The 7,265-nt window shown below is 75.5% G+C and carries 6 protein-coding genes; 1 reads left to right on the top strand and 5 read right to left on the bottom strand.

Going from position 1 to position 7,265, the window contains the following annotated elements; genetic code table 11:
• The coding region (locus tag RIN80_RS04505) for a DUF6083 domain-containing protein (RefSeq protein WP_309094156.1) at positions 1 to 434 on the bottom strand (434 nt) is incomplete at its 3' end.
• Positions 435 to 680: 246 nt separating this feature from the next.
• On the opposite strand from RIN80_RS04505, the gene RIN80_RS04500 reads away from it, so the two are divergent.
• Positions 681 to 1,895 carry an LAETG motif-containing sortase-dependent surface protein gene (locus tag RIN80_RS04500; protein WP_309094155.1) on the top strand — a complete coding sequence of 405 codons (1,215 nt, stop codon included), beginning with the start codon at positions 681 to 683 and terminating at the stop codon, positions 1,893 to 1,895.
• Between the two features lie 11 nt (positions 1,896 to 1,906).
• On the opposite strand, the gene RIN80_RS04495 is transcribed toward RIN80_RS04500, so the two are convergent.
• From RIN80_RS04495 to RIN80_RS04480, 4 genes are all read right to left on the bottom strand, one after another.
• A complete protein-coding gene (locus tag RIN80_RS04495; protein WP_309094154.1) occupies positions 1,907 to 3,073 on the bottom strand; it encodes an SUKH-4 family immunity protein in 1,167 nt (388 codons plus the stop codon).
• 168 nt (positions 3,074 to 3,241) lie between these two features.
• Positions 3,242 to 3,778, bottom strand: coding sequence for an AAA family ATPase (locus RIN80_RS04490; RefSeq protein WP_309094153.1), 537 nt, complete (start codon positions 3,776 to 3,778; stop codon positions 3,242 to 3,244).
• Positions 3,778 to 6,087: a molybdopterin cofactor-binding domain-containing protein gene (locus tag RIN80_RS04485; RefSeq protein ID WP_309094152.1), complete on the bottom strand. Its 2,310-nt coding sequence runs from the start codon at positions 6,085 to 6,087 to the stop codon at positions 3,778 to 3,780. The genes RIN80_RS04490 and RIN80_RS04485 overlap by 1 nt, the downstream gene beginning before the upstream one ends.
• Positions 6,084 to 7,265 (bottom strand): 2Fe-2S iron-sulfur cluster-binding protein (locus RIN80_RS04480; RefSeq protein ID WP_309094151.1); only part of this gene is annotated, 1,182 nt, incomplete at its 5' end. The genes RIN80_RS04485 and RIN80_RS04480, both read right to left, overlap by 4 nt.

Genomic DNA, 7,265 nt, shown 5'->3' with positions numbered 1-7,265 from the left:
GCCCGGCGTGCGTTCTCCAGGCGCGCCGCGTCCAGCCGGCGCCACGGGCCGGCCTCCTCGAGGCGCAGGCCGGGGCAGGTGATGCGGTGGGGTACGCGGCACACCGCCCCCGGCGCGGGCTCGTCGTCGCGGCTGTTCCAGGCCGTGCCGTTGGCGTCGACGTACCAGCGGTGCCACGCGGGCACCAGGTGCGCCGGCACCCGCAGGTCCGGTTCGAGGAGGACGTGCCAGCCGTAGTAGGTGACGCACCGGTCGCCCACGAGCCCGCAGGTGGGGCAGAGCGGCGGAGCGGGCGGCTCCGGGCCGGTGGCGCCTTCCAGTGCCGCCTGGGCACGGTCGGTCTTCTCCCACGGCTGCGGCGCGTCCGGTGGCCGCTGCCGGTGTCCGTCGGGGTGGTGCAACGGGATGATGCCCGACTCGCCTGTGTCCCCCATGGCCCGAGCATCCGCCGGGGCACAGAAGGGGGGAAGGGCGCGTTCGGGGCGCAACAGGGGCAAGCCGCCGGGTCATCCTCGGCCGCCGCGGGGCCCGGGAGGCGCACGGCCGGTCCGCCGCCGCCCGGAGCGGGCACGAGACGGTTGCCTGGCGCACAACCCCGAGGGCCTCTCAGGTGTCCAGAACATGACCGGTAGCCGACGCTCCGGTCCGTCATGTCCACCGTCTCCACGAGGAGAACCCCCGTGCATCTGCGCCCCCCGGCAGCCGTCCTGGCCGCTGCCGTGATCGCCGTCACCGGACCCGCTGTCGCCGCGCCCGCGGCGTATGCCGAGGAGGGCGGGCCGGACCTGGTCGTCTCGACACTGCCGGCCGCGTCCCTGAAGCCGGGCGAGGTGTACGACCGGTCCGTCACGCTCACCAACAAGGGCGCGGCGGCGGTGGACGGCGTCACCTTCCGGGTGCGTCTGACGCGCGGGCTCGACTTCCCCGAGGAGGTGGCGGGCTGCACCTACTCGACCGTGCGGGACCAGGTCAGGCAGGCCCTGTGCGAGCTCGACACGGTCGTCGAGCCGGGCGCCTCCGTCACCGCACCCGTCCGGTTCAAGGCGCTCGGCAAGGCCCTGATGGAGGCCGTCGAGTACGGCACGAGCGCGAGCGGGGACGCGCCCGGTGAGGGGTACGACGACAGTCACCGGCGGATGACCCTGACCGCGGACAACACCGCCGACCTCGTCGCGGTCGGTGAGGACACCGAGGCCCTGGCCGGCGAGCAGCAGTCCGTCACGGCGGCCTTGCGCAACGACGGCCCGGGCTGGGTGCAGAACCAGGAGAGCGACGACCTCCCCGGTCTGCTGGTGCAGATACCGCCGGGCACCACCGCCGTCGAGGTGCCGAAGGACTGCGCGCCGTTCGGGATCGACGGGCCGAGCGGGCCGCAGGGCACCCCGGGCAAGCCCAAGTACGTCTGCTGGCCCGAGGACGGGACCCTCGACGCCGGCCAGTCCCTGGCCTACACCTTCCTGCTGGACGTCAAGGAGTCCGCGCAGGACACCGAGGGCAAGGTCACGGCGTCCTCCGTCTACGACATCGCGCCCGCGTACGACAAGAACCGCGCCAACAACGCCGCCCTGATCCGCATCGACCTGCCGAGCGACTACGAGCCCGAGCCGACCCCGTCGGACGGCGCCGACGGTGGCGGCAGCGGGGGCGGCGGCAACGAGCCGGGGGGCCAGGCCGCCGGCGGCACCGGCGGCACGGCCTCTCCCTCGGCCACGGCCTCGGCCGGGACCTCCGCCGGTTCCGGCGGCACCACGGCCGGCGGCTCCACCGGTGGCAACCTCGCCGCCACCGGCTCCGACGGCACCCCGCTGCTCGCCGGTGCCGCTGCGGCCGCCGCGGTGATCGGCGGCGCCCTGGTGTTCGCCGTGCGCCGCCGCGGCGCCTCCCGGTCCGCCTGACGGCGGGCCCGTCAGAGCACTCCGCCCGCCTCGTCCTGGAACGTGGTCGTCCAGCAGTGCCGGGACGAGGCCGGCGTCGCGACCCCCGTCGGATCGACCGTCGACAGGACCTGGAGCATCGTCATGGCCAGCTGGTCGTAGGTGTCGGTCGTCGGCTCGTGGTCGTACTGCTCGTCGATCGCCCGCTCGCGGTGCAGGAGCCAGAGCGTGAAGGCGAGGGTCGAGACGTCCGTGTTGAGGGGGTGGAGCGTCGCCTCGGGTTCGCTCCAGTTGAGGACCGCGCCCGTGGCGCCGTCGACGACCAGGCTGTTGTCCTCGATCAGGTGGCCGAGGCGGATCAGCCGGTCGGCGCCGGCGGGGAGCCGCGCCGGGGTGTCCGCGTCGGCGTGGAACTCGGCCAGGGTCGCCAGCGGTACGTCCGTGTCCAGGGAGAAGACGTGGGCGTCTTCCGGGAGGCCCACCTCGCGCAGGAAGCGGCGGGTCGGCTCGTGCGTGAGGGTCGCCGGGAAGTCCACGTCCTCGAAGCGCGCCACCTTGCCGGGGCCGAACTCCTGGTCCAGGAGGCGGTGCGGGAGGTCAAGGGAGAGGCCGGAGGCGCCGGAGCGGCCCGCGACCAGGGACAGGGGGCGGATCAGGGCCGCCATCCTCCAGAACGGGGCCGGTTCGCCGTCCGTGCCGTCCCGGAAGACGGACAGCAGGTGCTGGGAGGCCTCCGCCACCGCCCTGGGTCCGTAGCGGCCGGCGTAGGAGGCGAACTGGCCGCGCAGCCCGGCCAGTTCGTCCGTGGCCCCGGCGAAGCGGACCAGCGTCCGCAGCGAGGGCGCCAGGAGGCGGCGGTCCATCAGGCCGGGGCGGTCGTGCAGGAGGTACGTCGTCGAGATCCCGCCCGTCGCGCCGTCCAGCAGGACCGACTCCGTCTCCAGGCCCGCGGGGCCCAGGAGTCCGCCTATCACCAGCTGTTCGCGCAGCTCCGCCGCGAGCCGGTCGGCCGGGTCGCCCGTGGAGTCCGCCACCGTGCGCAGGCCGTCCCCGCGCAGCCCGTCGAAGCTCAGCACGCCGCTGTCGGCCGGCAGACCCGGCCCCGTCAGCCAGTGCCGCGTCGGCGCGTGCGTCACCCACGGGTCCAGCTCGGACTCGGCCAGGGTGATCACCGCGGTACCGGCGTCGGTCGTACTCATGGGCTCCCCCGCATGGCTTGCTCCCGTCCCCTGGTGGAGCACGGCGGATCGCCCGGCCAGGCCCGGCATCCGCCCCCCACTGACCGGAACACTACGCCCCACCACTGACAACGCCCCGGAACAGCGGCGCGTGCCCGGCGCTCACAACGCGTCCATCCCCCATGACGCTCAGACGACCCTCGCGCGTTCCCTTCCCGCGGCAATCGCCTCAATCGTCTGCCCCACCGTCAGCTCCGAGGTGTCCAGCCACAGTCCGATCCGCGGGGTCCGCGTGCGCAGCGCCTCGTCCAGCGCCCCGACGGTCCAGCCGGCGCCGTACCCGGTCTTCGGGCGCGCCGCCTCCCGCGCGGCCACCGTCTCGGGGCGCGGCGCGAGGACGACCACGTACAGCGGGCGGGTGCGCACCAGGGTGGTGTACGTCCCCAGGTCCTCGCCCAGCACCACGTCCTGGACGATCGCCGTGAAACCGGCCTCGGCGTACGCGTCGGCCGTCGCCGCCGACAGCCGGTGACGCAGGAGCAGTTGGGCCCGCGCCTCGCCGTCCGCGCCGGGCACGTACTCCTCGCGGCCGGTCACGATCATGCGCCGGAACGCGTCCCCGCGGACGTGCGCGGCCCTCGGCAGGGTCTCCGCGAGCGCCTGGGCGACCGTCGACTTGCCGGCCGCCATGACGCCGGTGACGAGGACGACGCCCGTGAGGGGCATCAGGACCGCTCCGTCACCACCGCCGCCTGCGGGCGGATCGGCAGCCGGTTCACGGGCCGGCCGGTCGCGGCCCGAACGGCGGAGGCGACGGCCGCCGGGGAGGCCACCACCGGCACCGCGCTGACCGCCTTGGCCCCGAAGGGCGCGACCACGTCCCGCTCCTCGACCAGCCGGACGATGCGGATGTCGGGCGCGTCGAGGGCGGTCGGGAGGGCGTATCCGGTCAGGTCGGGGTGGCGGATCAGGCCGCGGGGCGTGCGCAGGTTCTCGGTGAGCGCGATGCCCACGCCCTGAGTGACGCCCGCCTCGATCCGCGCGGCGAGCTGGGCGGGGTTGAGGACCCGGCCCACGTCCTGGGCGACGGCCAGTTCCACGACCCGTACGGAACCGATCTCGATGTCGACGTCGACCACCGCGCGGATCGCGCAGAAGGCCATGCCGACGAAGGCGTCGCCCTGGCCGGCCTCGTTCAGCGGCTCGGTGGGGTGCGGGCGGCACTGGGCGGTGGCCCACAGTTCCTTGCCGTCCAGCGCCTCGGTGACGGTCGTGGAGAGGACCCCGTCGTACGAGGTGATCTTGCCGTCGGTGATCTGCAGCAGCTCCGTGGACATGCCGAACTTGTGGGCGAGCGGCTGGAGGAGCTGGGTGCGGACCATCTTGGCCGCGCGCTCCACCGCCCCGCCCGACACCCAGGTGTGCCGGCCGCGGCAGCCCGCGCCCGCGGGGGGCTGGTCGGTGTCGACGGGCGCCACGTGCACCTCGTCGATGCCGAGGGTCTCCTGGACGATCTGCCGGGCCAGCGTCGTGAAGCCCTGGCCGGTCTCGACGGCCGCGCACAGCACCGTCGCGACGCCGTCGTGGACCTTCACGGTCGCCGTGGAGACCTCGTCCGCGCCCTCCGCGCCGAGCATGTGCACCATGCCCACGCCGTAGCCCACGCCCCGGCGCACGGCGCCCGGTTCCCCCGCGCCCTCGGGGCCGCCGGGCAGCAGCCACTCGTCCTCGGGGGTGTCCTTGGGCAGCGGCGGCAGCGGGAAGTCCCGGACGGCCTGGAGGAGTTCGGCGACCGGGGCCGGGCAGGTCACACTCTGGCCGGTCGGCAGGACGTCGCCGGTCGCCATGGCGTTGCGCAGGCGCACCTCCGCCGGGTCGAGGCCGAGCTTCTTGGCGATCTTGTCCATCTGCGCCTCGTAGGCGGCGCAGACCTGCATGGCGCCCTCGCCGCGCACATGGCCGGACGGGGGGTTGTTGGTCCGCACGGCCCAGCCCTCGATGAAGGCGTTGGGGACGACGTACGGGCCGCAGGCGAAGGCGACGGCGGCGGCCAGCGCGTCGCCTGAGGTGTCGGCGTAGGCCCCCGCGTCGAGCAGGATCTGCGCCTCGACCTTGACGAGTCTGCCCTCGCCGTCGGCGTGGTGCCGGTAGCGCAGGAGGGTGGGGTGCCGGTGGGCGTGGCCGAGGAAGGACTCCTCGCGCGTGGCGGTGAGCTTCACCGGGCAGCCGGTGCGCAGCGCCAGCAGGCCGAGCGGCAGCTGGAAGCCCTGGTCCTCGCGGTCGGCGGTGGCGCCGGGAACGCCGGTGACGACGACCTTGACGCGCTCGGGTTCCAGGCCGAAGGCGGCGGCGGCCGCGTCACGGTCGGCGTGCGGGTCGGTGGAGGCGAGGTACAGCTCCACGCCGCCGTCCGGGCGCGGTACGGCCAGGCCGGCTTCGGCGCCGATGGGCGCGGGGTCCTGGCGGCCGATGCGGTACAGGCCCTCGACGACGATCTCGCCGGCCGCCTCCGGGTCGCCGTGGTGCAGCGGGATGTGCCGGATCAGGTTGCCGTCGGGGTGCAGCGGCTCGGCCTCGAAGGCCTGCTCCGGGTCGGTCACCGCGTCGAGCACCTCGTACTCCACGATGACGGCGGCGGCCGCCATGCGCGCGGTGTCCGGGTGGTCGGCGGCGACGGCGGCGATGGGCTCGCCGTGGTGGCGCACGACCTCGGAGGCGAAGACCGGACGGTCGGCCTTGCCGCGGCCGTGCAACGGGCTGCCGGGAACGTCCTCGTGGGTGACGACGGCGCGGACGCCGGGCATCTCGCGCGCGTGCGTGGTGTCGATGGAGACGATGCGCGCGTGCGGGTGCGGGGAGCGCAGCACGGCCGCCCACAGCAGGCCCTCGGCCCACAGGTCGGCGGCGTACGGGAAGGTGCCCTCCGTCTTGGCGCGGGCGTCGGCGGCCGGGAGGGAGGCGCCGAGGCCGTGCGGCAGGGGTTCTGCTGCGGGGGCGGCCTCCGCGGCCTGCGCGGTGGCTGCTTCGTTGCTCACGCCTGGCCTCCGTCCTGGCCGTAGGGCTGGTCGTGCGGTTCAGGAGAGCGCGGTTCGGGCGCGCGCGGTTCCGGGGCCACCCCGAAGGCCGACGCGTTCACGCCACCCGCGCCCGGGCCCGCCTGGTGCGGGATCCGGGGCTCGTCGCCGTCGCCGTCACCCGGGGCGCCGTGCGCCTCGCGTTCGGCGACGACCTCCTTGACGGCGTCGACCACGCCCCGGTAGCCGGAGCACCGGCACAGGTTGCCGCACAGCGCCTGACGGGTCTCCAGCTCGGTGGGGGCCGGGTTGCCCTCCAGCAGGTCGTGGACGGTCATCGCCATGCCAGGGATGCAGAAACCGCACTGCACGGCGCCGCAGCGCGCGAGCGCCCGCTGCACGTCCGACGGCTGCCCGTCCTCGGCCAGCCCCTCGACGGTGCGGACCTCGCTGCCGGCGGCGGTCACGGCCGGGACCAGGCAGGACGCCACGAGCCGCCCGTCGACCTGGACGTTGCACGCCCCGCACTCGCCCTGCGAGCAGCCGTCCTTGGCGCCGGCGAGCCCGAGCCGCTCGCGCAGCACGTACAGCAGGGACTCGCCGATCCACGCGTCGGCGACCGGGCGTTCGGCGCCGTTCACGCGCAGGACGTAGGAGGCGAGGGGGTGTTCCTCCTGCGGTGCGGCGGGGGCGGCGGCAGGGTCGGCGGCCGCGTCCTGGGGGGTGGCGGAGGGGTCCTCGCCGGGCGTCTCGCCGTCGGCGGCCGGGGCGTCTGCCGCCTCCGGTCCGGCCTCCGGTCCGGCTTCCCGTCCGGCCTCCGCGTCCGCCGGGAGCGGTGCGGCGCCGGTCTCGGCGGGACCGTCGGCGCCGTCCACGCCTTCCGCGGCTTCTGAGACGTCGTCGGCGCCCTCGGCGCCCTCGGGTGGCTCACCGGGGCCGCCGGCGGGCTGTGAGGCCTCCTGAGCGGCCTGCGCGGCCCCTACGGCGTCGGCTTCCCGTTCGGCCGTCGGCACAGGCCCCTCGGGGACCTCTCCGGGAGCCTCCCCGGGGTGCTCGGCGTAGGGCTGGGCGGACTCCGGGCCGACGGAGGACCGGCCCGGGCCGTGACCGGGTACGCCGGGCTGCTCCGGCTCGTGGCGGGACAGGCCCGCCTGCTCCGGCTCCTGGCCGGGTACGCCCGCGTGCTCCGGTCCGTGACC

The organism is Streptomyces sp., from assembly GCF_031181705.1.
Lineage (GTDB): Bacteria > Actinomycetota > Actinomycetes > Streptomycetales > Streptomycetaceae > Streptomyces.
This window is presented reverse-complemented; position numbering and strand designations above follow the sequence as displayed.

Bases quoted from the DNA above. Each gene is read 5' to 3' on its own strand.
- RIN80_RS04490 (WP_309094153.1), bottom strand. From the start codon at position 3,778: ATGCCCCTCACGGGCGTCGTCCTCGTCACCGGCGTCATGGCGGCCGGC.
- RIN80_RS04495 (WP_309094154.1), bottom strand. From the start codon at position 3,073: ATGAGTACGACCGACGCCGGTACCGCGGTGATCACCCTGGCCGAGTCC.